Origin of the sequence: Nocardia sp. NPDC005746, assembly GCF_040630785.1 — a bacterium.
GTDB lineage: Bacteria > Actinomycetota > Actinomycetes > Mycobacteriales > Mycobacteriaceae > Nocardia.
The window spans coordinates 1-22,076 of the sequence record NZ_JBEXYE010000014.1; the positions used below are offsets into that span (position 1 = coordinate 1).

General features: G+C 69.7%; 16 protein-coding genes, 1 tRNA gene and 1 pseudogene. 10 read left to right on the forward strand and 8 right to left on the reverse strand.

The features are described from left to right. Positions 1–95: pseudogene (locus ABZ412_RS24830) on the forward strand (metallophosphoesterase); the annotation flags it as partial. 227 nt (positions 96–322) lie between these two features. Here ABZ412_RS24830 and ABZ412_RS24835 read toward each other — a convergent pair. Further along, positions 323–1,276 carry a LysR substrate-binding domain-containing protein gene (locus tag ABZ412_RS24835; RefSeq protein ID WP_357284220.1) on the reverse strand — a complete coding sequence of 318 codons (954 nt, stop codon included), beginning with the start codon at positions 1,274–1,276 and terminating at the stop codon, positions 323–325. Between the two features lie 440 nt (positions 1,277–1,716). Beyond that, positions 1,717–1,798 (reverse strand) — tRNA-Leu (locus ABZ412_RS24840). 390 nt (positions 1,799–2,188) lie between these two features. Between ABZ412_RS24840 and ABZ412_RS24845 the strand changes: the two genes are divergently transcribed. Together ABZ412_RS24845 and ABZ412_RS24850 are read left to right on the forward strand one after the other, a co-directional pair. Continuing rightward, a complete protein-coding gene (locus tag ABZ412_RS24845; protein ID WP_357284223.1) occupies positions 2,189–11,527 on the forward strand; it encodes a fatty acid synthase subunit beta domain-containing protein in 9,339 nt (3,112 codons plus the stop codon). Between the two features lie 200 nt (positions 11,528–11,727). Further along, entirely contained in the window at positions 11,728–12,150 is a 423-nt protein-coding gene (locus tag ABZ412_RS24850) for a holo-ACP synthase (protein WP_357284227.1), read from the forward strand. A 19-nt stretch (positions 12,151–12,169) separates the two neighbouring features. Here ABZ412_RS24850 and ABZ412_RS24855 read toward each other — a convergent pair whose 3' ends face one another. Next, entirely contained in the window at positions 12,170–12,808 is a 639-nt protein-coding gene (locus tag ABZ412_RS24855) for a TetR/AcrR family transcriptional regulator (protein ID WP_357284577.1), read from the reverse strand. 337 nt (positions 12,809–13,145) lie between these two features. Between ABZ412_RS24855 and ABZ412_RS24860 the strand changes: the two genes are divergently transcribed. Continuing rightward, positions 13,146–14,429 (forward strand): hypothetical protein, encoded by a 1,284-nt coding sequence (locus ABZ412_RS24860; protein WP_357284230.1) that lies wholly within the window; start codon positions 13,146–13,148, stop codon positions 14,427–14,429. Between the two features lie 159 nt (positions 14,430–14,588). Here ABZ412_RS24860 and bcp read toward each other — a convergent pair whose 3' ends face one another. After that, the gene (gene bcp, locus ABZ412_RS24865; RefSeq protein ID WP_357284233.1) at positions 14,589–15,089 is read right to left on the reverse strand and encodes a thioredoxin-dependent thiol peroxidase; all 501 of its coding nucleotides are present in this window, start codon (positions 15,087–15,089) and stop codon (positions 14,589–14,591) included. A gap of 142 nt (positions 15,090–15,231) precedes the next feature. Here bcp and ABZ412_RS24870 point away from each other — a divergent pair, with 142 nt between their 5' ends. Beyond that, positions 15,232–15,456: a DUF3618 domain-containing protein gene (locus ABZ412_RS24870; RefSeq protein WP_357284235.1), complete on the forward strand. Its 225-nt coding sequence runs from the start codon at positions 15,232–15,234 to the stop codon at positions 15,454–15,456. A 211-nt stretch (positions 15,457–15,667) separates the two neighbouring features. Here ABZ412_RS24870 and ABZ412_RS24875 read toward each other — a convergent pair whose 3' ends face one another. Continuing rightward, on the reverse strand, positions 15,668–15,973 hold the full coding sequence (locus tag ABZ412_RS24875; RefSeq protein ID WP_357284238.1) for an excalibur calcium-binding domain-containing protein: 306 nt from the start codon (positions 15,971–15,973) through the stop codon (positions 15,668–15,670). A gap of 318 nt (positions 15,974–16,291) precedes the next feature. Here ABZ412_RS24875 and ABZ412_RS24880 point away from each other — a divergent pair, with 318 nt between their 5' ends. Then, positions 16,292–16,756: a MarR family winged helix-turn-helix transcriptional regulator gene (locus ABZ412_RS24880; protein ID WP_357284240.1), complete on the forward strand. Its 465-nt coding sequence runs from the start codon at positions 16,292–16,294 to the stop codon at positions 16,754–16,756. 35 nt (positions 16,757–16,791) lie between these two features. On the opposite strand, the gene ABZ412_RS24885 is transcribed toward ABZ412_RS24880, so the two are convergent. Then, positions 16,792–17,850, reverse strand: a complete 1,059-nt coding sequence (locus ABZ412_RS24885) for a crotonase/enoyl-CoA hydratase family protein (RefSeq protein WP_357284242.1) — start codon at positions 17,848–17,850, stop codon at positions 16,792–16,794. 61 nt (positions 17,851–17,911) lie between these two features. Continuing rightward, entirely contained in the window at positions 17,912–18,226 is a 315-nt protein-coding gene (locus ABZ412_RS24890) for a hypothetical protein (RefSeq protein WP_357284245.1), read from the reverse strand. Positions 18,227–18,573: 347 nt separating this feature from the next. Here ABZ412_RS24890 and ABZ412_RS24895 point away from each other — a divergent pair, with 347 nt between their 5' ends. Continuing rightward, positions 18,574–19,431 (forward strand): GNAT family N-acetyltransferase, encoded by an 858-nt coding sequence (locus tag ABZ412_RS24895; RefSeq protein ID WP_357284247.1) that lies wholly within the window; start codon positions 18,574–18,576, stop codon positions 19,429–19,431. A 16-nt stretch (positions 19,432–19,447) separates the two neighbouring features. Here ABZ412_RS24895 and ABZ412_RS24900 read toward each other — a convergent pair whose 3' ends face one another. Further along, positions 19,448–19,894 (reverse strand): MarR family winged helix-turn-helix transcriptional regulator, encoded by a 447-nt coding sequence (locus tag ABZ412_RS24900; RefSeq protein ID WP_357284250.1) that lies wholly within the window; start codon positions 19,892–19,894, stop codon positions 19,448–19,450. A 79-nt stretch (positions 19,895–19,973) separates the two neighbouring features. Here ABZ412_RS24900 and ABZ412_RS24905 point away from each other — a divergent pair, with 79 nt between their 5' ends. The 3 genes from ABZ412_RS24905 (at position 19,974) to ABZ412_RS24915 (ending at position 22,073) form a co-directional block, all read left to right on the forward strand. Beyond that, the gene (locus tag ABZ412_RS24905) at positions 19,974–20,348 is read left to right on the forward strand and encodes a cupin domain-containing protein (protein WP_357284253.1); all 375 of its coding nucleotides are present in this window, start codon (positions 19,974–19,976) and stop codon (positions 20,346–20,348) included. 97 nt (positions 20,349–20,445) lie between these two features. Beyond that, the gene (locus ABZ412_RS24910; RefSeq protein WP_357284254.1) at positions 20,446–21,267 is read left to right on the forward strand and encodes an acyl-CoA thioesterase domain-containing protein; all 822 of its coding nucleotides are present in this window, start codon (positions 20,446–20,448) and stop codon (positions 21,265–21,267) included. Positions 21,268–21,323: 56 nt separating this feature from the next. Then, positions 21,324–22,073 carry a ZIP family zinc transporter gene (locus ABZ412_RS24915; protein WP_357284257.1) on the forward strand — a complete coding sequence of 250 codons (750 nt, stop codon included), beginning with the start codon at positions 21,324–21,326 and terminating at the stop codon, positions 22,071–22,073. Positions 22,074–22,076 lie beyond the last annotated feature (3 nt).

Consider the following 22,076-nt stretch of genomic DNA (forward strand, 5'->3'; position numbering starts at 1 on the left):
TGAGCGACATCCATGTCGGTCATCAGGGCAACAAGCCGGTGGTGGAGGCGATCCACGCGGATTCCCCCGAGGACTGGCTGATCCTGGCCGGTGACCCGGGGAACGGGGTGGATTACGACAGGCTCCCGGCGGAACCGCTGAGCAGCTTCTTGATCAGCTCCGAAACGAGCGCGTCCACAAGGTAATTGGCCAGGGAACCCATGTTGTCCTTCTCCTTCAGATTCTTCCGAATGAGCTTCCGCTCACCCGGAAAACGCTATGGCACAAAGGAAAAGAACAGAAATCAATTGTTGGGGATGATCGACAACGCGAAATTGTGGATTCAGGAGGACAACGCGGCGACGGGGGCGCCCCGGCGGTGCGGCGTCTCCAGGCGGGCGATGAGATCCGGATTGGCGGCGCGAACCCGCCGGGCCACGTCGATGAAGGACCGCACCAGCGGGGTCTGGTGCGTGGTGCGCCAGCAGACGGCGACCTCGTTGCGGGGTGCGTCGCTCACCGGAATGACGCGGACGCCGGGGAATCGGATCCAGCCCGCGCAGGGCACCGTCATCGCGATGCCCGCGCCGGTCGCGACCTGATGCAGCTCCTCGAGCAGGGTCTTCACCGGGAGGACGGTCGGGGCCGCATGCCCGTCACGATGAGATTCCAACCGCCAGAACGCATTCCACACCGGGTCGGCGGGCCCCGACGCGAGGATCGGGTCGTCCAGCAGCTCCGCGGCCGAGACCTCGGCGCGGTCGGCGAGGCGATGATGCGCCGGCAGCAGCGCCACCAGCGGCTGGGAGAACAGCGGTTCGAACTGCAGCCCGGCGTCCATGAACGGCCGGCGCACGATGGCCACGTCCACCAGCCCGTTCGCCAGCCCGGCGGAGGGCGTGTCGTAGGTGAAGTGACTCAATTCCACGGTCACGTCGGGATGGCGCTCGCGGAACGCGGCCAGGATCGGCTCGGTGAGCGTCAGCGCGGCGCCCTCGAGGCAGCCCAGCACCAGGCGATCGTGCTCGCCGCGTTGCACCGCCCGGGCCTCCTCGGCTCCGAAACTCAAGCTGGCCAGAGAATCTCGCACATGTCGCAGGAACGCGGCGCCGGCCGCGGTCAGCTGCACCTGGCGGGTGGTCCGGGTGAACAGCGTGACATCCATCTCGTGTTCGAGCTGTTTGATCTGGGTGCTCAGCCCCTGCTGTGAAACGTGCAGTCGCTGCGCGGCCCGAGTGAAGCTCAATTCCTCCGCCACGGCAATGAAGTACTGCAACTGCCGAGTATGGACTTCCATGCGCCGCAGTCTAGGCTGGTCAGGCATCTGAAGTGTGACTTTTTCGGAAACTGTACCAACCAGTAGCAATTCTGCGGCAGCCTTGCGGATCCGCGCTCGCGGGCGCGAGTCCCGTGCCGAACGATGCTGCGGCCGGACCGGGCCGCCGTGCGCCGCGTGTGGCCGCATCGAGGGTGCGGGATGGAACTTGGGGGAACGGTCATTCGGTTGCGAATCCGGGTGCGGCTGAGGCTGTTCGGTACGCCGGTGTTCCACCCGTGGGACGTTCGCGGCGGAAGGTCTCTTCCGGTCGGGGAGGGAGCGGGACCGGGCGGGGAAGTATGCCGGTTATCGCATGATTGCTCGATGGTTGCTGTGCGGTCTGACGAGATCGGCTGCTGACCTCGGGAATCGGGCAAAGCGTACGTCCTGGCCGAGGTTGGCCGGGACTGCGGAATGTGTGCGCGAGGCGGGACTTGAACCCGCACGTCCTAGGACACCAGAACCTAAATCTGGCGCGTATGCCAATTTCGCCACTCGCGCTAACGGTACGACCGTCCAAACTTTACCGGGTCCCACGGGGATCGCGAAGCATCGGGGACGCGTGGCGTACTGGTCGGTAACCTCACCTGCGATTATAACGATTTGATAAACACCAATGTGAGGGAGACTCACGTTTCCTACATCGGCGTAACCGAGCTCACCAGCGGCTTCAAACATGAGGGAGGGTCATGTTTCTGATTATTCTGGTACGTACGTACAGAAATACTCGGCGGTAAACGCCTGGTCGGCGGGTCAAACATGAGGAGATCCTCATGATTTTGTGCCATCCTCGGCATCTACCAGGGCCTGCGGGCCGGAGGGATACCTGCGCACCGTGAGCGCGGTCCAGTCCTGTGGAGACGGGCCGCCAGGAGAAGGAAGTCGAACGTCTTGACGATCAACGAGAGCACCGGGACCGGATCGAAGTCCAGGGCGGCGGGGAAGTCACGGGAGAGCGGGATCAGGTCGTCGCTGCTGGACCGGTTGCTGGGGGGCGCGCCGTACGCGCTCGCCTTCGGCGGCCAGGGCGCGCAGTGGCTCACCGAGCTGGAGGAGATCGGGCGCGACTCCGCGCTCGAGCCCGAACTGACCGCGCTGGTCAACGAGGCCGCCGCCGCGCTGGAACCGATTGCGGCGCAGCTGCTCGTGGTCCGGCCGGTCGGGTTCGACCCCATCGCATGGATGCTGGAAGAAGAGATCGCCGATCCGGAGCAGGGGGAGGTCTCGGGAGCGCCGTCAGCGCAGGTGTTGCGCTCCGCCGCCGTCTCCATGCCGGGTGTGTTCCTGACCCAGATCGCCGCGCTGCGCGCGCTGCGCCTGCAGGGTCTCGACATCGCCGCGCACGCGCCCGCCGCCATCGTCGGCCACTCCCAGGGCCGCATCGCCGCGACCGCCGCCGAGGCTCACGGGCAGCGGGACGCCGAACTGCTTGCCATCGCCCAGTTGATCGGCGCCGCCGCCGGTCTGGTCGCGCGCCGCCGCGGTCTGCTGCCGATCGGTGAGAAGTCCCCGATGGTCGCCGTCTCCAATGTCGACCCCGAGGCCCTGAAAGCCGTTGTCGTCGAGGTCATGTCCGGTGTCGCGCTGGAGAAGGCCGCCGTGCTGTCCATCCGCAACGGCCGCCGCCGCGCCGTGCTCAGCGGCCCGGTCGCCCAGCTCGACCGCGTTCGTCAGCGGGCCGCCGAGATCAATGCCGAGCAGGCCGCCGAGCGCGACGCCAAGAAGCGCGGCGGCGCCGTGTTCGCCCCCGTCTTCGAGGACATCCCCGTCGAGGTCGCCTTCCACCACCCGGCGCTGGCGGAGACCGTCGACCTGGTCAAGGGCTGGGCCCAGCAGTGTGGCCTGGACGCCGAACTGGCCGCCACCCTCACCCAGGAAGTACTGGTCGACCCGATCGACTGGGTCGCCATCGTGGACGACACCGTCGCCAAGGGCACGCAGTGGATCCTGGACCTCGGCCCCGGCGACCTGCTGACCCGCCTCACCGCGGGCTCGCTCAAGGGCACCGGCGTCGGCGTGCTCGCCGCCTCCACCCGCCCGGGCCAGCGCAGCCTGTTCACCCCCGGCGCGGCTCCCGAAGTCGCCTCGGCCTGGAGCGAATTCGCGCCCAAGCCGGTCCGCCTGCCCAACGGCCGCGTCGTGGTGGAGACCTCCTTCACCCGCCTGACCGGTCGTTCCCCGATCCTGCTGGCGGGCATGACCCCCACCACGGTCGACGCGAAAATCGTTGCGGCCGCGGCTAATGCGGGCCACTGGGCCGAGCTGGCCGGTGGCGGTCAGGTCACCGAGCAGATTTTCGCCGACCGCGTCGAGGAGCTGAAGAGCCTGCTGCAGCCGGGTCGCGCGGTGCAGTTCAACTCGCTGTTCCTGGACCCCTACCTGTGGAAGCTGCAGCTGGGCGGCAAGCGCATCGTGCAGAAGGCCCGCACCGCGGGCGCGCCCCTGGACGGCGTCATCGTCACCGCCGGCATCCCGGAACTCGAAGAGGCCGTTGCCCTCGTCGAGGAACTGTCCGAGGTCGGCATCACCCACGTGGCGTTCAAGCCCGGCACCGTGGCGCAGATCCGCGCCGTGCTGCGCATCGCCGACGCGGTCCCCGGCTATCCGGTGATCATGCACATCGAGGGCGGCAAGGCCGGCGGTCACCACTCCTGGGAAGACCTCGACGACCTGCTCCTCGACACCTACGCCGAGCTGCGCGGCCGCGACAATGTCGTGGTCTGCGTCGGCGGCGGCATCGGCACGCCCGAGCGCGCCACCGAATACCTCACCGGCGCCTGGGCCCAGCAGCACGGCTACCCGGCCATGCCGCTGGACGGCGTCCTGGTCGGCACCGCCGCCATGGCGACCCTCGAGGCCACCACCGCCCCCGAGGTCAAGCAGCTGCTGGTCGACACCCCCGGCACCCCGGACTGGGTCGGCGCGGGCACCGCGGTCGGCGGGATGGCTTCCGGCCGTAGCCAATTGGGCGCGGACATCCACGAGATCGACAACGCCGCCTCCCGCACCGGCCGCCTGCTGGACGAGGTCGCCGGTGACGCCGACGCCGTGGCCGCGCGCCGCGCCGAGATCATCGAGGCGCTCGACGGCACCGCCAAGCCGTACTTCGGCGACGTCGCCACCATGACCTACCTGGAGTGGCTGGAGCGCTACGTCGAACTGGCCGTGGGCCTGGACCGCCGCAAGGACTTCGACTGCGGCGCCGACTTCGCCGACGCCATCGCCGACGCCACCCGCTCGGTCTGGCTCGACATCACCTGGCGCGACCGGTTCGCGGAGATGGTGCGCCGCACCGAATCCCGCCTGAACCCGGCCGACCGCGGCGAGATCGCCACCCTGTTCGCCGACGACGCCGCCTTCGAGGCCCCGGTGCAGGCCATCTGCACCCTGAAGGCCGAATATCCGGCCGCCGCCGACACCGTGCTGCACCCGGCCGACGTGCCGTTCTTCGTGTCGCTGTGCAAGATTCCGGGCAAGCCGGTCAACTTCGTCCCGGTCGTGGACCAGGACGTGCGCCGCTGGTGGCGTTCGGATTCGCTGTGGCAGGCCCACGATGCCCGCTACACCGCCGACCAGGTCTGCATCATCCCCGGCACCGTCGCCGTCGCGGGCATCACCCGCGTGGACGAGCCGGTCGGTGAACTCCTCGACCGCTTCGAGCAGGACGCCGCTTTCGCCCTGGTGCGTGCGGGCGTGGTCCCGGCCGCTGTGGACGGCCGCCGCCGCACCGAGGTCGCGGGCGGACTGCTCGACATCGTGCTGGCCGCACCGGACGTGCAGTGGGCCGGCCGCACCACCGTCAACCCCGTCCACCGCCTCGGCGATCTGGACGAGTGGGTCATGAACGGCAAGGGCGCCAAGCACCCGCCGACCGGCGCCACCCTCTCGGCCACCGATGGCCCCGAGAGTGATTGCGCCTACGTGGAATTGGCGGTCCCGCTGCTGGGCAAGGACGCCGTCCGCATCCGCATGACCGTCCCGGTCTCCGTGTACAACGGTGGCGCGCCGGTCATCACCGAGGATGACGCCGAGGCCGCCATGTCGGCGCTGCTCGCGGTCGCCGCGGGTCAGTCGCTGCCCGAGGTGAAGACGGTCGACGGCGCGCAGGTCGCGCACGTCAACCTGGCCTGGAGCCCGGACCTGATCGCCGACCACGCCGGTGTCACCGGCGCGGGCCTGCCGGACAGCCTGTCCACCCTCGGCCGCACCGCCCCCGACGTGCTCGTGGGCGCTTGCTGGCCCGCCGTTTTCGCGGTCCTGGGCGCGACCCGCACCGCGGACTCGCACTCCGTCATCGAGGGCATGCTGGACCTGGTCCACCTCGACCACCAGATCGAGCTGCTGGGCGCGCTGCCCGCCGAGCACGCCGTGCTCGCGGTCCGCGCCGAGTCCGCCGAGGTGCTCGACACCGACCTGGGCCGCGTCGTCGAGGTCAAGGTCACCGTCGGCGTCATGCGCGACCACGGCCTGGAGACCCCGGCCGTCGCGACACTGGTGGAGCGCTTCGCCATTCGCGGCCGCACCGGCCAGGCCGAGCTGTCCGACCCGCCGCGCGCCGCCGGCTCGCTGTCCGACGAGGCCACCGACACCCCCCGTCGCCGCCGCCGCGACGTGGTCCTGGTCGCCCCGCGCGCCATGGGCGCCTTCGCGCACGTGTCGGGTGACTTCAACCCGATCCACACCTCCGAGAACGCCGCTCGCCTGGCCGGTCTGGGCACCCCGATCGTGCACGGCATGTGGCTCTCGGCCGCCGCCCAGCACGCCGTCTCGGCGATCGACCTGGGCGACAAGGTGCCGCCGCGCACCATCACCGCCTGGACCACCCGCTTCCTCGGCATGGTCCGCCTCGGCGCGCAGATCGACGTGCGCGTGGAACGCGTTGCGGTGGACCGTGGTTCGGAGGTCGTCGAGGTCTCCTGCCGCATCGACGGCAACCTGGTGATGACCGCCACCGGCCGCATCGCGCCGCCGAAGACGGTCTACGCCTTCCCGGGACAGGGCATTCAGGCCAAGGGGATGGGCCTGGAAGCGCGCACCCGGTCCAAGGCCGCCAAGGAGATCTGGGACCGCGCCGACAAGCACACCCGCGAGGCCCTCGGCTTCTCGATCCTGGCGGTCGTGCGCGACAACCCGACCTACCTCAAGGCGCGGGGCGTGGAATACCGCCACCCGCAGGGCGTGCTGCACCTGACCCAGTTCACCCAGGTGGCCATGGCCACCCTCGGTGTGGCTCAGGTCGCCGAGCTGCGCGAGGCGGGCGCCTTCATCGAGGGCGCGATGCTGGCGGGCCACTCCGTCGGTGAGTACAACGCCCTGGCGGCCGCGGCGGGCGTGCTGCCGCTGAACGCGGTGCTGGAGGTCGTGTTCCAGCGCGGTTCGGCCATGCACGAGCTGGTGCCCCGGGATGCCCAGGGCCGCAGCGACTACCGCATGGCCGCCATCCGCCCCTCGCAGATCGGCATCGCCGATGACGAGGTCATCGGCTGGGTCAAGGGTCTGGGCGAGCAGGCCGGCGAGTTCCTCGAGGTCGTGAACCTGAACCTGCGGGGCGCGCAGTACGCCATCGCGGGCACGGTGAAGGGCATGGAGGCGCTCGAGGACGAGATCGAGCGCCTGCGCGCCGAGACCGGTGGCAAGCGCGCGTTCGTGCTCATCCCGGGCATCGACGTGCCGTTCCACTCGACCGTGCTGCGCGCCGGCGTGCCGGAGTTCCGCACCAAGCTGCTGGACCTGCTGCCCGCGGATCTGCAGCCGGAGCTGCTGATCGGCCGCTACATCCCGAACCTGGTGCCCAAGCCGTTCAACCTGGAGCGTGAATTCGTCCAGGAGATCGCGGATCTGGTGCCGTCGGAGCCGCTGGCCGAGGTGCTGGCGCACTGGTCCGACTGGTCTTCCGAGGCCAAGCGCGTCGAGCTGTGCCGCGTGGTCCTGGTCGAGCTGCTGGCCTGGCAGTTCGCCAGCCCGGTCCGCTGGATCGAGACCCAGGACCTGCTGTTCACCGATGTGGAACACGGCGGCGTGGGCGTCGAGCGATTCGTCGAGATCGGTCTGGCCGCGACGCCGACCGTGGCGAACCTGGCCTCGAACACGCTGAAGCTGCCGCAGTTCGGCAATGCCGTCGTCGAGGTGCTCAATATCGAGCGCGAGCGCGGCATCGTCTACTCGACCGACAACGACCCGGCCCCCGTGGAGGAGCCGGAGGAGACCCCGGCCGAGACCGCTTCCGCCGCACCGGCTCCCGCCGCTGCCGCCGCCCCGGCCCCCGTGGCCGTGCCGACCGGCGGCCCGACCCCGGACGACATCGCGTTCTCCGCCGCCGACGCCACCCGCGTGCTCATCGCGCTGTGGACCAAGCTGCGGATGGACCAGATCGGCCCGGTGGACACCATCGAGGGCCTGTGTGACGGCGTGTCCTCGCGCCGCAACCAGCTGCTCGTGGACCTCGGCGCGGAGCTGTCGCTCGGCGCCATCGACGGCGCCGCCGACGCCGACATGGGCGCGCTGTCCAACACCGTCGACCGTCTGGCCCGCACCTACAAGCCGTTCGGTTCGGTGCTGTCCGACTCCATCGGCGACCACCTGCGCAAGGTGTTCGGCCCGTCCGGCAAGCGCCCGGCGGCCATCACCGACCGGGTCAAGAAGACCTGGGGTCTGGGCGACGGCTGGGCCAGCCACGTCACCGCCGAAGTCTCCCTCGGCACCCGTGAGGGCCAGTCGGTCCGCGGTGGCGACCTGGGTGGCCTGGTGGCGGGCGGACTGTCGGACGCCGCGTCCGTGGACGCCGCGATCGACGCCGCCGTGCAGTCCGTGGCCGCGCGCCGCGGAGTCGCGGTCTCCATGCCGTCCGCCGGTGGCGGTGCGGGTGGCGCGACCGTCGACGCCGCCGCGCTGGGTGAGTTCACCGAGCAGATCACCGGCCGCGACGGCGTGCTGGCGCAGGCCGCCCGGGTGATCCTGGAGTCCCTCGGCCACGCCGAGCAGGCGTCCGCGCCGGAGATCACCGAGGACACCCTGGTGGATCTGGTGTCGGCCGAACTGGGTTCGGACTGGCCGCGTCTGGTCGCGCCCGCGTTCGACGCCAAGAAGGCCGTCCTGATCGACGACCGGTGGGCCTCGGCCCGTGAGGATCTGGCCCGTCTGTGGTTCGGCAACGACGGCTCGCTGCCCGCCGAACCCGCGGTCGAGGGCTACCTCGGCGCCGGTGAAGCCGTTGCGGCGCAGGCCATCTGGTGGCGCAACCGCGCCATGAAGGAGGCCCGCTCGGTGCTGGCGGGCGTCTACGGCGCCATCGCCGAGGCCGCGCTCAGCTCGGACGAGCCGGGCATCTGGTCCTCCGACATCGCCGTGATCACCGGCGCCAGCAAGGGTTCCATCGCGGCGGCGGCCACCGGCCGGCTGCTCGCGGGTGGCGCGACCGTCGTGGTCACCACCTCCAAGCTGGACGACGACCGCCTGAGCTTCTACAAGCAGCTCTACCGCGACAACGCCCGCAAGGGCGCGGCGCTGTGGGTGGTTCCGGCGAACATGGCCTCCTACACCGACATCGACGCGCTCATCGACTGGGTCGGCACCGAGCAGGTCGACAATGCCGGTGGAGCCAAGATCCTGGTCAAGGAGGCGATGACCCCCACCCTGCTGCTGCCGTTCGCCGCGCCGCGCGTGGCCGGCGACCTCTCCGACGCCGGCGCTCGCGCCGAGATGGAGATGCGGGTGCTGCTGTGGTCGGTGGAGCGCCTGATCGGCGGCCTGTCCGCCATCGGCGCCGACCACGACGTGGACGCGAAACTGCATGTGGTGCTGCCGGGTTCGCCCAACCGTGGCATGTTCGGCGGGGACGGCGCCTACGGCGAGTCCAAGGCCGCCCTGGACGCCATCGTCGCCAAGTGGCGCGCCGAGACCTCCTGGTCGGAGCGGGTCACCCTGGTGCACGCGCTGATCGGCTGGGTGCGCGGCACCGGCCTGATGGGCGGCAACGACCCACTGGTCGAGGCCGTCGAGAAGGCCGGCGTGCAGACCTGGTCCACCATCCAGATGGCCGACGAGTTGCTCAAGTGGTGCACCTCGCGGGCCCGCGTGGTGACCGCGTCCGGACCGCAGCAGATCGACCTCACCGGTGGTCTGGCCGGGGCCAAGCTGGATCTGCCCGCCCTCGCCAAGGAGGCGCGCGAGCAGGCCGAGGCCGCGGCCGCGGAGTCGGAAGGCGTTGACGGCTCGACCATTTCGGCCCTGCCCGCCCCGCCGACCCTGAGCTCCAAGCTGATCACCCCCGAATGGGGTTCGGTCACCGCCGATCTCGACGACATGGTCGTCATCGTCGGCGCGGGCGAGCTCGGCCCCTACGGTTCGGCGCGCACCCGCTTCGAGATGGAGGTCTCCGACCAGCTCTCCGCCGCGGGCGTGCTGGAGCTGGCCTGGACCACCGGCCTGGTCACCTGGGAGAACGACCCCAAGCCGGGCTGGTACGACACCGAATCCGGTGAGTACGTCGAGGAATCAGAGCTGGCCGACCGCTACCACGACACCGTGGTGGAGCGCTGCGGCGTGCGCCGCTACGGCGACGACGGGGCCATGATCGAGAACGCGGCCCCGCTGCTCACCTCGGTGTTCCTGGACAAGGACCTGTCCTTCGTGGTCAACACCGAGGCCGAGGCGCGCGCCTTCTTCGCCGCCAACCCGGAGCAGACGGTCGTCACCCCGGTCGCGGGTACCGGCGACTGGCAGGTGACGCGCAAGGCGGGCACCGAGATTCGCGTGCCCCGCAAGGCCAAGCTGACCCGCACCGTCGGCGGCCAGATCCCCACCGGCTGGGACCCCACCAAGTGGGGCATCTCCGCCGACATGGTGAGCTCGGTCGACCGGGTGGCGCTGTGGAACATCGTCTGCACCGTGGACGCGTTCCTGAGCTCCGGCTTCAGCCCCGCCGAACTGATGAGCTGGGTGCACCCGGCCATGGTGGCCAACACCCAGGGCACCGGTATGGGCGGCATGTCGTCGATGCGCTCGCTCTACATCGACAACCTGCTCGGTGAGCCGCACGCCAACGACATCCTGCAGGAGGCCCTGCCCAACGTCGCCCTGGCGCACGTGGTGCAGAGCTACGTCGGCTCCTACGGCGGCATGATCCACCCGGTCGCGGCCTGCGCGACCGCGGCGGTCTCCGTCGAGGAGGGTGTGGACAAGATCAAGCTCGGTAAGGCCGACCTGGTCGTGGCCGGCGGTTACGACGATCTCGGCATCGAGGGCATCGTCGGCTTCGGCGACATGTCCGCCACCGCCGACTCGGCCGTCATGTCCGCCAAGGGCATCAGTGACCGCTACTTCTCCCGCGCCAACGACCGTCGCCGCGGCGGGTTCGTGGAATCGCAGGGTGGTGGCACGGTGCTGCTGGCCCGCGGTTCGGTGGCGCTGGAAATGGGTCTGCCGGTGCTGGGTGTGGTCGCGTTCGCGCAGTCCTTCGCCGACGGCGTGCACACCTCGATCCCGGCTCCGGGCCTGGGCGCCCTGGGCGCGGGCCGCGGTGGCCCGGAGTCCAAGCTGGCCAAGGAACTCGGCAAGCTGGGCGTCGGCGCCGACGAGATCGCGGTCATCTCCAAGCACGACACCTCCACCGCCGCAAACGATCCCAACGAGTCCGAGCTGCACGAGCGGCTGGCCTCGGCGATCGGGCGCTCGGAAGGCGCTCCGCTGTTCGTCATCTCGCAGAAGACCCTCACCGGTCACGCGAAGGGCGGCGCGGCGGCGTTCCAGATGATCGGCCTGTGCCAGGTGCTCGAGCAGGGCGTCATCCCGCCCAACCGCAGCCTCGACTGCGTGGACGAGAAGATGGCCCAGTACCCGCACCTGGTGTGGCTGCGCGAGGCGCTGACCGTGGGAGATCGCTTCCCGCTCAAGGCCGGTCTGGTCACCTCGCTCGGCTTCGGCCACGTCTCCGGCCTGGTCGCCATCGTGCACCCGCAGGCCTTCGTGGAGGCCATCGCCGACGCCGAGGCGCGAGAGGCGTACCAGCGCAAGGCCGAAGAGCGGCAGCTCGCGGGCCGTCAGCGCTTCGCCGAGGCGATGTGCGGTGGCGCGCCGATGTACGAGCGGCCCGCCGACCGCCGCCTGGGCGGCGACGGCACCCCGGCCAAGCAGTCGCGGCAGCTCGAGGCCGACATGCTGCTCTCGCAGCAGGCGCGGCTGGGCTCCGACGCCGTCTACGTGACGGTGCCGAAGGGACCGGCCTGCCGGTAACCCGAGAAAGACCGGCCTGCCGGCCATGTAGCTCCCGGCAGGTCTGACACGGCGGGTTCGTGTCCTGTGCTCCGCGCGACACAGGACGCGAGCCCGCCGTTCCATGTCAATGGAACGCGCGAGCCTACGGTGCCGTAGGTCCGCTGGTATGTTCGCAGCCAATTCGACTGCACTAACGAGGAATCTAGGAGTCCCGCACTGTGACGATCCTGGGTATCGGCCTGGACTTGGTCACCATCTCCGAGTTCGCCGAGCAAATGGAACGCACCGGAACCACCATGCTCCGGGAGAGTTTCACCGCTGGGGAGCGGCGCTATTGCCAAAGCAAGGGCACCGACCCGGCACGCAGCTATGCCATCCGCTGGGCCGCGAAGGAGGCGGTCATCAAGGCGTGGGCGTCATCCCGCTTCGCCCGCAGCCCGCAGATCGGCGACAACCCGTACCCGCTGATCGAGGTCGTCAACGACGCCTGGGGACGGCCCAGCATCAAATTGCACGGGCTGGCAGCGGAATTCCTGCCGCGGGTGCGAGTTCACCTGTCGCTCACCCACGATGGCGACACCGCCGCCGCCATGGTGGTGCTCGAGGATCCGGGCGAGATCGCCGATCTGATCCGCGACTGACGCGGTTCGCGGGTGCGCGCTACTCCGGATCGAAGGTGGTGCGCTGCCCGCCGGATCGCGATTCCTTCTCCGCGATCAGCAGATACGCCACCATGAGGCGCTTGAGCTCGGCGACGGCGTCCTCGTGGGCCAGCCCGTCCTGGACGGAGAAGTTCAGCATCGAGTACACGACGTGCACCAGCACCTGCGCCATCATGGAGCGGCGGCCGCGCGGGGTGCGCGGCATCAGCGGGCGCAGCATCTGCGAAACCGCCTCCGCGAACTCCTTTTCGTGGATCGCGCCGGTGGCCCGGGTGGACGGGGTGGACTGCATGGCCAGCCATACCTCGCGCCGGGAGGGGTCGGTCATCCACAGGTCGGCCAGGTGGTCGACGAGCTGGGTCATGTGCCGCAGCCAGTCCATGGACGGGATCTCGCCGTGGAAGTCGGCCAGCTCCTGGGAAACCGCCACCAGGTCTTGACGATTCAGCTCGCAGACGATGACGTACTTGTTGGCGAAGAACTGGTAGAGCGTGCCGATCGGCACCTCCGCGCGGGCCGCGACCTCTTCGCAGGTGAACGATTCGAAGCCGACCTCGACCAGTAATTCGCGGGAGGCCTGCAACAGGGCGTCGAACTTGCGCTTCGATCGTTCCTGCGTCGGGCGGCGACGGGGCATCAGCTCCTGTGGGTCGTCCTGCAGCTCCAACGCAGGGTCCGGTCGTCGCGCCGACCTGGTTCCCGTGCGTGCTTCCACGCTCAACAGCCTACGGGTTACGACACGCGCATGACACGCTGCGGTAGTTCGTGTGTCACCGAATCCGACCCATCCGAGCCGTCGTCGGCTCCGAAGAACCATCGCAGCTGCCTCTCAGCTGCGGTTCTCCGTTGAAAGGGGCCCGGCCTCTTTCGAACCCGGTTCGTCCTCGGTTCTCCTCTCTCGACCGCGTGATTCTCGCCTGTACGTCGACGTTGGAAGGCTGATTGTGGTTGCTCCTACCTCTGTTCGTACCGCGGTGACGCTCGGCGTCGCCACCGAGCGCGGCACGGTGCGCGCCGTGGCCCTCGCCGACACGGGCGACAAGCTGACCGAGCGCGTGCTGCTCGAGCGCGTCCTGCCGATCGGCGGAGATGCGAAGGCCGACTTGGCGGTCGCGGTGGAGACGGCGCTCGAGGACATCGCCGACAAGATCGGCGCGGATCGGGAGATCATCGGCGCGGCCGTCACCTACCGCGACGCCGCCGAGCGCCGCGCCATCGTCACCAAGCTGGCCGCCGGTCCCTGGCACGACGCCTCGCTGGTGTCCGCCAAGGCCTCGCACCTGGCGGTGGCGCGCGCCATGACCTGGGTGGACGAATTCGAGGACCTCGTCATCTGCGAGGTGGTGCCCGGCTTCCAGGCGTTCTCCCTCATCTCGCCGGACCGCGCCCGGGTGCTAGCCGCGGTGACCCTGACCGGCGGCGCGGCCACCGACGACGCCATGCGTTCCGCGGTGACCGCCGCCTGGGACCAGTTCGACGCGGCCGGGGTGAAGCCGGACGCGGTGGTGTTGATCGGTTCCGCCGCAACCGAATCCGCGGTGGTGGCGGCGCTGGAGTCCGGCTTCGGCGCGCCCGTGATCCCCTGCCAGGTGGCGGCCGCCGCCCCGGCCCTGGGCGCGGCCCTGACCGCTCTGCCCGAGGCCGAGTTCGCGGGTGAGGCGGCCGAGCGCATCCGCCGGGCCCGTGGTTCCGCGGCGCTGTTCGCGGCGGCCAGCGTGCTGGCGGGCGGTCTGGTGGTGGGCGGCGTGCTCGCCTCGGGCAGCGATTCCAAGAATGTGCCCGAGCCCGTCCTCACCGATTCCCGGGTCGCCGCCGACGGGCACAACGGCGAGCATCCGATGAGTGACGCCGCCGTCCCCGGCCCCGACTCGGGTTCCGTGCTCGGAGTCGACGGCCTGCCCATCGGTCCGGTGGCGGGGGAGGACGGTGTGGTCCCGAACGCGGACCCACAGCCCGGGATCGAATTGCAGCCCGGCGATTGGGTGACCGTCGACCCGGCCACCCTGAACTGGGGTCCCGTACGTTCCGGCGGGAAGCCGCGGCCGCTGATCAAGGCCGAGCCGGAGCCCACGATGGCCTCGAGCCCGGAGTCGATCATCCCCGCGCCGACCCGCACGGCGGGATCCCCGAGCGAATCCGGCTTGTTCCCGGGCGAACTCGCGCCGCCGGCGTACGGCACCGAGCAGTTCTCCTCCTGGTGGGACAACCACTGGCGCATGATGCTGAAGTGGGCTGCCCAGATGATGCCCAAGGTCTGACATCCGCCCCCAAGGTGACGAGAACCCCGGCTCCGGAATGGGCCGGGGTTCTGTGCTTTCGGTGGCCGGGGCGACAACCGATTTCGTGCCGATCCGGGTAACTCCCCGGGTACGTCCACGATCGTTCGGCACCCGAGTACCGAAACGGGTCGACGGCTCTCAGGCGCCCGCTGAGGTCTCGGGGGAGCCGAGATTCAGGTCGCGGCGCAGCTTGGCCACGTGGCCGGTGGCCCTCACGTTGTACTGGGCGACCTCGACCTTGCCGTGCTCGTCGATCAGGAAGGTGGAGCGGATGACGCCGGTCACCTTCTTGCCGTACATCATCTTCTCGCCGAAGGCGCCGTACGCGGACAGCGTCTCCTTCTCCGGATCCGACAGCAGCGGGAAGGTGAGCTGTTCGGTGTCGCGGAACTTGGCCAGCTTGGCCGGCTTGTCGGGGGAGATGCCGATGACATCGATGCCGGCGCCGTCGAGATCGGCCAGGTTGTCGCGGAAATCGCAGGCCTGCTTGGTGCAGCCGGGAGTGCTGGCGGCCGGGTAGAAGTACACGATCACCTTGCGGCCGCGGTAGTCCGACAGCGAGACGTCCTTGCCGTCGGCATCGGGCAGCGTGAAGGCGGGCGCGGTGTCCCCGGGACTGAGTCGGTGATTCTCGGTCATGCCGCCACGCTAGTCGACGGGCTCGAGCCGGTGTTGGCGATACACTCTCGGCAGGTCGGCTCGCCTGCGCGTGCGTCGCGCGAGAGCGGCCCCGATTCGACGGCGCCGCGGATTCCGCGCGGCTTTCAGACAGGAGTGTGACGTGGCGAGAGATACCGAGGCGATCGAGCGGGAGATCGAGGCCGCACGCAACCGGCTCGCGAGCACGCTCGACGAGCTGGCGGTACGCGCCGACCCCCAGCGGCTGGCGGACAATGCCAAACAGTCCCTGGTGGCCAAGATCAACGAGCCGAAGATCAAGTACAGCCTGATCGGCGCGGGCGCCCTGATCGCGACCCTGGTCGTGGTGAAGATCTTCCGCCGCTGAGCGGCAGCCGGATTCGGGGGACAGCCCCCCGAACCCGAACACGAATGTGGCCCGGTCCCATGCATGGGACCGGGCCACATTTTTCTGTGCCGAGGACAGCCGTGGCTTCTCGGGCCGGGAACAGCTGTGGCCCGGTCCGTCCGGACCGGGCCACGCGTCTCCCTGGGGCTTCAGGGGTTCACCCCTGTGAGTCCCGAGAGTGGGGTTTCTCTCAGACCGTCGGGCAAGCCATGCCGGTGCCGTCGGGGTCCAGGTGCGGGCTGTAGCCGGGCTGGCCGCGGAACAGCGGAGCGGCGCCGGCGGCGCGGGCCTGGTCGCAGTTCTGGTACACGGGGCCGCCGGCGGAGCCGGTCTGGCTGAGACCCGCGGAGCCGGTGGCGGCCGAACCGGTGTCGATGGCGGAGGATCCGGTACCGGCGGATCCGGTGATGACATCGGCGGTGGCAACGGCGGTCTGGGCTGCGATGGTCGTCAGGCCCGCGACGCTGGCGGTGACGAGTAGCCGGCGAACGTTCATGTATTCCTCAATGTCGGCGCGGTTAGGGTTAGCTGGCCCGAGTGTTCTGGCGCAACGTTGCATTGTCAACCGGATGAGCTATTCATCGAGGTGAATTAGGGGATTAACCCCGAATGCCGGAACCTCTTCTGCCACTATGTGTCTCATTCGTCCTGACTGAAATGCGCTCGGGCATTGATGATTTCCGCCAGAACTACGCAAATCGAACGGTCAGTACTGTACCGAAGGTTGCATGCCGGGGGTGGCACGGATTCTCCGTGAACTTCCTGAGGATTGACATGGTGTCCATGTCAACTATTTCCCGATATCATGGATGTCATGACGCGCTGGCTGACCGATGAGGAACAGACGACCTGGCAGTCCTTCATCCGCATGCGGCAACGCCTGGACTCGGCGATCGCCGCCGGACTGACCCGGGACGGGCTGTCGTTCTCCGACTACGAAGTGCTGGTCGCGCTGTCCGCGGCCGGTGGCCAGCTGCGTGCCAAGGAACTGGGCGCGGAGATCTGCTGGGACAAGAGCCGCCTGTCCAAGCATCTGTCCCGGATGGCGACCCGAGGGCTGGTCGACCGCTGCCAGGCCGCCGACGACGCCCGCGGCCGCGAGATCAGGCTCACCGACGCGGGCCGCGCCGCCCTCGAGGCCGCCGCGCCCAACCATGTCGAGCTGGTGCGGCGGCTGTTCATCGACGAGATGACCGTCGAGGAGGCGAAGGCCGTACGCTCACTGGCCGACCGGGTGGTCGCCGAGGTCGAGCGCGCGGATCTGGACGGGATCGACTGAGCGGCGACCGACGGGGTTCGGTCGACCCGGCCCGACTACGCCTCGGGCTCGGCCGGTTTCGACTCGCCTGCGGGCTTCCCGAATTGCGCCCGCTTCCAATCGCCGAACGGCTCATCGCGTTCCCGCACGGCCTCGCGGAAACCAGCGGTGGCCGAGCGCAATTGGAAGGCATAGCCCTCTCGGGTGTGCCGTGAGATCCCGTCGAACACGGTGCTGACCATGCCGGAGTTGGCCACGCCCTGGTTGAGCAGCGCGCTGTTGAGGGCCAGCTTCGCCATGACCAGCTGGTTGATCGGCACCATCGAAATGCGTTCCAGCAGTTCCTCGGTGCGCGCGTCCAGTTCCTCGGCGGGCGGGGCTTCGATGGCAAGGCCCCATTCGAGCGCCTGCTTGCCGCTGAGGCTGTCGCCGGTGAACAGCAGGCGCTTGGCCCGCTGGTCGCCGACGCGGTGCGCCCACATGCCCGCGGCGGGGATGCCCCAGGTGCGGGTGGGCGGGTAGCCGAAGCGGGCGTCGTCGGCGCAGATGATCTGGTCGGCGAACAGCGCGATATCGGTGCCGCCCGCGATGGCGAAGCCGTGCACCTTGGCCACGGTCGGCTTATTGGCGTGCAGCAGGCTGGAGAAGCCGCGGTTGAAGCGCGACATCATGGCGTAGTCGACCATGGGGTCCCAGGTGGCCCACGGATTGTGATTGCGCGCCTGCACGACCGGATCGAGCACGCTGCCCTCGGCGGGCTGGGCGCCCTCGGCCGGTTCGAGGCCGTTCTCGGCGAAGATCGACAGGTCGTAGCCGCCGCAGAAGCCCTTGCCGCGCCCGCTCACCACGATGACGTGCACCCGTGGATCCAGGTCGGCGCGCTCGACGGCCGCGGCCAGTTCGATCGGGGTGTCGACGGTGATGGCATTGCCGCGCTCGGGCCGGTTGAAGGTGATGCGCGCGATCCGGCCGGTCACCTCGTAGGTCAGGGTGCGCCCGGTGTACTCGTTCACCGGTTCCGGGCGGCCGGCGAACAGCGAGTCGTCGCCACCGGTCAGGTCGTCGCGCCAGGCGGCCGGGCGGGTGCCGGCGTGGTTCTCGTAGTCGGGGGACACCCAAGCAGTGAACCCTTGTTCATTTCTTGCTGTCAAGAGTTCACGGACGATGGGTTTCCCGCTACTCCCACGGCTTGACCGGCGGTTTCACCCACAGGATCTTCTCGTCCGCGTGATCGCGCACGGCCGCCGGATGCCCCGGATTCCGGGCCGCCCACGCGTCCTTCTCCCCGAGCAGCCGGGCCACCGCCTGCCAGGTCTCCTCGGTGCTGGGCGGATTCGTCTCCGCCGCCCGGGCCAGCTTCCGCCGCTGCGCCACCGGCAGCTCCAGCAACTCGACCCCGCTGATCCCGCGTGCCCAGACATACGCGGCCAGCCGCCGAGCCTTCTCCTCGCGGCTTCGGCTGGCGTGATCGGAATGTGCGTAGTCGGCCATATCTTCCTCGAACTCCGCGCAACCTCGCAGGTCGCGGGCCATGACATACCGACCCTACCGGAGTCCTGGCCCCCGATCGCCGCGTGCTCGAGTCCCCGCCGCCGCGCCCGACCCCCCGCCGTCGGCGCCGAGTGGCGACGTCCTGGTCGGTGAGGTGCCGGCGGGAGCCATGGGGCCGTGGGCCGGGGTGGTTTCCGCTGGACGCGGCATTGCCGGCACCGGAGCGGGTTGTACCCACGTCGGGGCGGCGTCGTGCTGCCGCGCGGGCCGGGTGGCGCTGCTCGCGCTCTGCCCCGGCTCCGCGAATTCTGCCGAGTAGCAGCGGTTTTGCGGCTACCGTTGGTCGCATGCCGGAGACCGTGCGCATCGATGATCTGGTCGTTTCCCGGGCGACGCCGGGGGAGTGGGCCACCGTGGTGGAGTGGGCTGCCGCCGAGGGCTGGAATCCGGGGCGGCGGGATACCACCTCGTATTTCGCGCAGGATCCCGACGGGTTCTTCCTGGGGCGGGTGAACGGGGAGCCCGCGTCCGCGGTGTCGGTCGTCAATTACGGCGCGGACTACGCCTTCCTGGGTTTCTATCTGGTGCGGCCGGAGCTGCGCGGGCGTGGATTCGGGCTGGCTACCTGGGAAGCCGGGTTGAAGCACGCGGGAAACCGGGTGGTCGGCCTGGACGGGGTGCCCGCGCAGCAGGACAACTATCGGCGCAGTGGATTCGAACTCGCCTACAGCAGTGCGCGATTCATCGGGGTGCCGCGACTGCCGTTGCCCGACAATGCGGTCACGGCGCTCGCCCCGGCGGATACGGCGGAGCTGCTGCCGTACGACTCCGCGTGCTATCCGGCGGATCGCCCGGCATTTCTCACCGCCTGGCTCGACGAACCGGGGCATCGGACGTTCGCGCGCATCGTCGACGGCACGCTCACCGGGTACGCCGTCCTGCGCCCCGCCCGGGACACGCTGCGGGTCGGGCCCCTGTTCGCGGATACGCCCGCCGACGCGCGTCAACTGCTGGCCGCGCTGGCCGCGCACGCGGCGGGAATGCCACTGGCGGTGGATGTTCCGCTGGTCAACGAGCCCGCGGTGCGCCTCATGGAGGAGGCCGGTCTGACGCCGAGCTTCGAGACCGCGCGGATGTACACCGGGCCGGTGCGGGATTACCGGCTGGATCGGGTGTTCGGCGCGACCACCCTCGAACTGGGCTGAGTTCCCCGCGGATCGGTCACCAGGCCGAGGGGCGCACGCGGCCCGGTGTGACCACGCGCGCGAGGGCGTTGCGCAGGTCCACCGTCGCTTCGACCCCGAGTGTCGCCGCCCATCGCTCGGTGAACCGGGCCGCGGCGGCGTCGGCGGCGCGGGTGCACGCCCAGCCGCGTTCGGTGAGCGTGATGATCTTGGCGCGGGCGTCCGTGGGATGCGGATTGCGCTGCGCGTAGCCCTTTTTGACGAGCTCGTCGACCAGCTGGCTGGCCGCCTGCTTGGTGACGCCCAGGTGTTCGGCGATCTCGCCGACCGTCGCCCCGGACGGCGCCATGCGCACGAAGGCGAAGCCGTGGGTGGGCCGGATGTCGGTGAACCCGGCCGCCACGCAGCCGTCGTTGATGGCGTCGGTCACCTCGGCGGCGGCCGCGAGCAGCAGCAGCGGCAGGTCCTGTACGGGTCCGGGCATGTCTGAGATCTTGGCACTTGACAAAGAAGTCAACAAGCTTGACTATATAGTCAAGCTACTTGACCAAAGGAGAGTGCTCATGCCCGTCGTCCACGCCGCCGATATCCAGTCCCACGAGATGCACGGTTCCCGCTTCACCCCCTTGATCCGCCCCGCTGTCGGCAGCAGCGAGCTGTGCGTGTGGCGTCTCGAGATCGCGCCCGGCACCCAGGGCGTCGCGCACCGCATCCACCGCGAGGAGGGCTTCGTGGTGCTGGCGGGCTCGATCACGCTGACCATCCAGGGGGAGTCGGCGCGACTCGCCGCCGGTGACGCGGGCGTGGCGCCCGCGGATTCGGTCATCCGCCTGGACAACCCGTCCGACCGGACCGCCGAGGTGCTGGTCACGGCCCCGGTCGGCTTCACCGGCGAGCTGCTCGACGGCACCGTGGTGAACCCGCCCTGGGTGAACTGACTCCGCCCGCTGCTCGCTGATCGGGACGCGCGCCTTCCCCCGCGTTTCTGACACGTGTTCTAATTTGGAAGATCATTCACCAGGTAGGGGAGGCATCATGACCGCGTTCTTCACTCGGGAGGACGGTCGCTATACGGCGACCCGCATGGCGGTCAGCGCCTGGTCTTCCAGCCAGCTCGCGGGCACCGCCGTCTGCGGGCTGCTGGCCCACGAGCTCGAAACCCACAACCCCGGTTCCGAGTTCGTGCCCGCCCGTTTCACTGTCGACATGTTCAGCCCCGTCCTGAACGAGCCGATCGAACTGCACAGCTCGATCGTCCGCGACGGCAACCGCATTCGCGTGGTCGACGCCTCGATCGTCCAGCAGGACCAGGTCCGGGCCCGCGCCACCGTCCAATTCCTGATCGCCGCGGCCGAGCCGCCCGGCGAGATCTGGCAGCCCACCCAGGAGCTGCCGGTCCCCGACCAGCGGCTCGACCGCCCCGAGGGCGCGCCGCCGCTGTTCAAGTCCGGATCCGCCGACTGGACCCACGATTTCGCCTCCGGCGTCAACCCGCATCGCAAGGCCGCCTGGAACAACGTTCCGCCCCTGATCGCGGGCGAGCCCATCACCCCGTTCGAGCGCGCGGCCTTCGCGGCCGACACCACCAACCTGGTGTGCAACTGGGGCACCGCGGGCGTCGGCTACATCAACACCGATGTCACCATGACCCTCTCGCGCCTGCCGGAGGGCCCGGAGATCGGCGTGCACGCCCGGGATCACGTGTCCGCGAACGGTATCGCGGTCTCCACGGCGACTCTCTACGACCGCACCGGCGCGCTGGGCGTGTGCACCATCACCGCCCTGTCCAATGCCCGCCGCATGGTCGACATGGCGGCGTTCGCCGAAGCGCAGTCCCTGCCCGCCGTCACTCGCTGAGCCGCCCATCGGCCGGTCGCGCACCGTCGGGCCGGGTCCGGTGGTAATCACTGGACATGGGCACTGTGGTCGAGGCGGGTGGCTGGGGACTGCTCGCGGGCGCGGCACTGGTGATGGGCGCGGGCCTGGGCTATCTGGTCCAGGTTCCCGCCAAGCTGGTGGCGACCATCATGGCGTTCGGCAGCGGCGTACTGCTGTCGGCGGTCTCGTTCGAGTTGATCGACGAGGCGCACGCGCGCGGCGGGCTGGTGCCCACCGCGGTCGGCGCGCTGGCCGGGGCCGCGCTGTACACCGGCGCGAACAGCGCGCTGGCCCGCCGTGGCGCACGGCACCGCAAACGGTCTGGTGATCAACAGCCTTCGGAGGCCGATCAGGAAGGTTCGGGCACCGCGATCGCGTTGGGCGCACTGCTCGACGGCATCCCCGAATCGATGATCATCGGTGTGGGCATCGCCTCCGGCGGCGCGGTCAGCGTCGCGACCGTCGCCGCGGTGTTCATCAGCAATATCCCCGAGGGTCTGTCCAGTGCCACCGGCATGCGTCGCGCGGGCCGCACTCCCGTCTACATCTTCGGCCTCTGGGGCGGCATCGCGGTGCTCAGCGCGGCGGCGGCCATGCTCGGTTTCGCCCTGTCGGATGTGCTGTCCGCGTCCGTCCTGGCCGCCATCATCGCGCTGGCCGCGGGCGCGATCCTGACCATGATCGCGGACACGATGATTCCGGAGGCCTTTGAAAACGCCCACCTGGTGACGGGTTTGGTCACCGTCGCCGGATTCCTCACCGCCTTCGCGCTCTCGACCAGGTGAGCG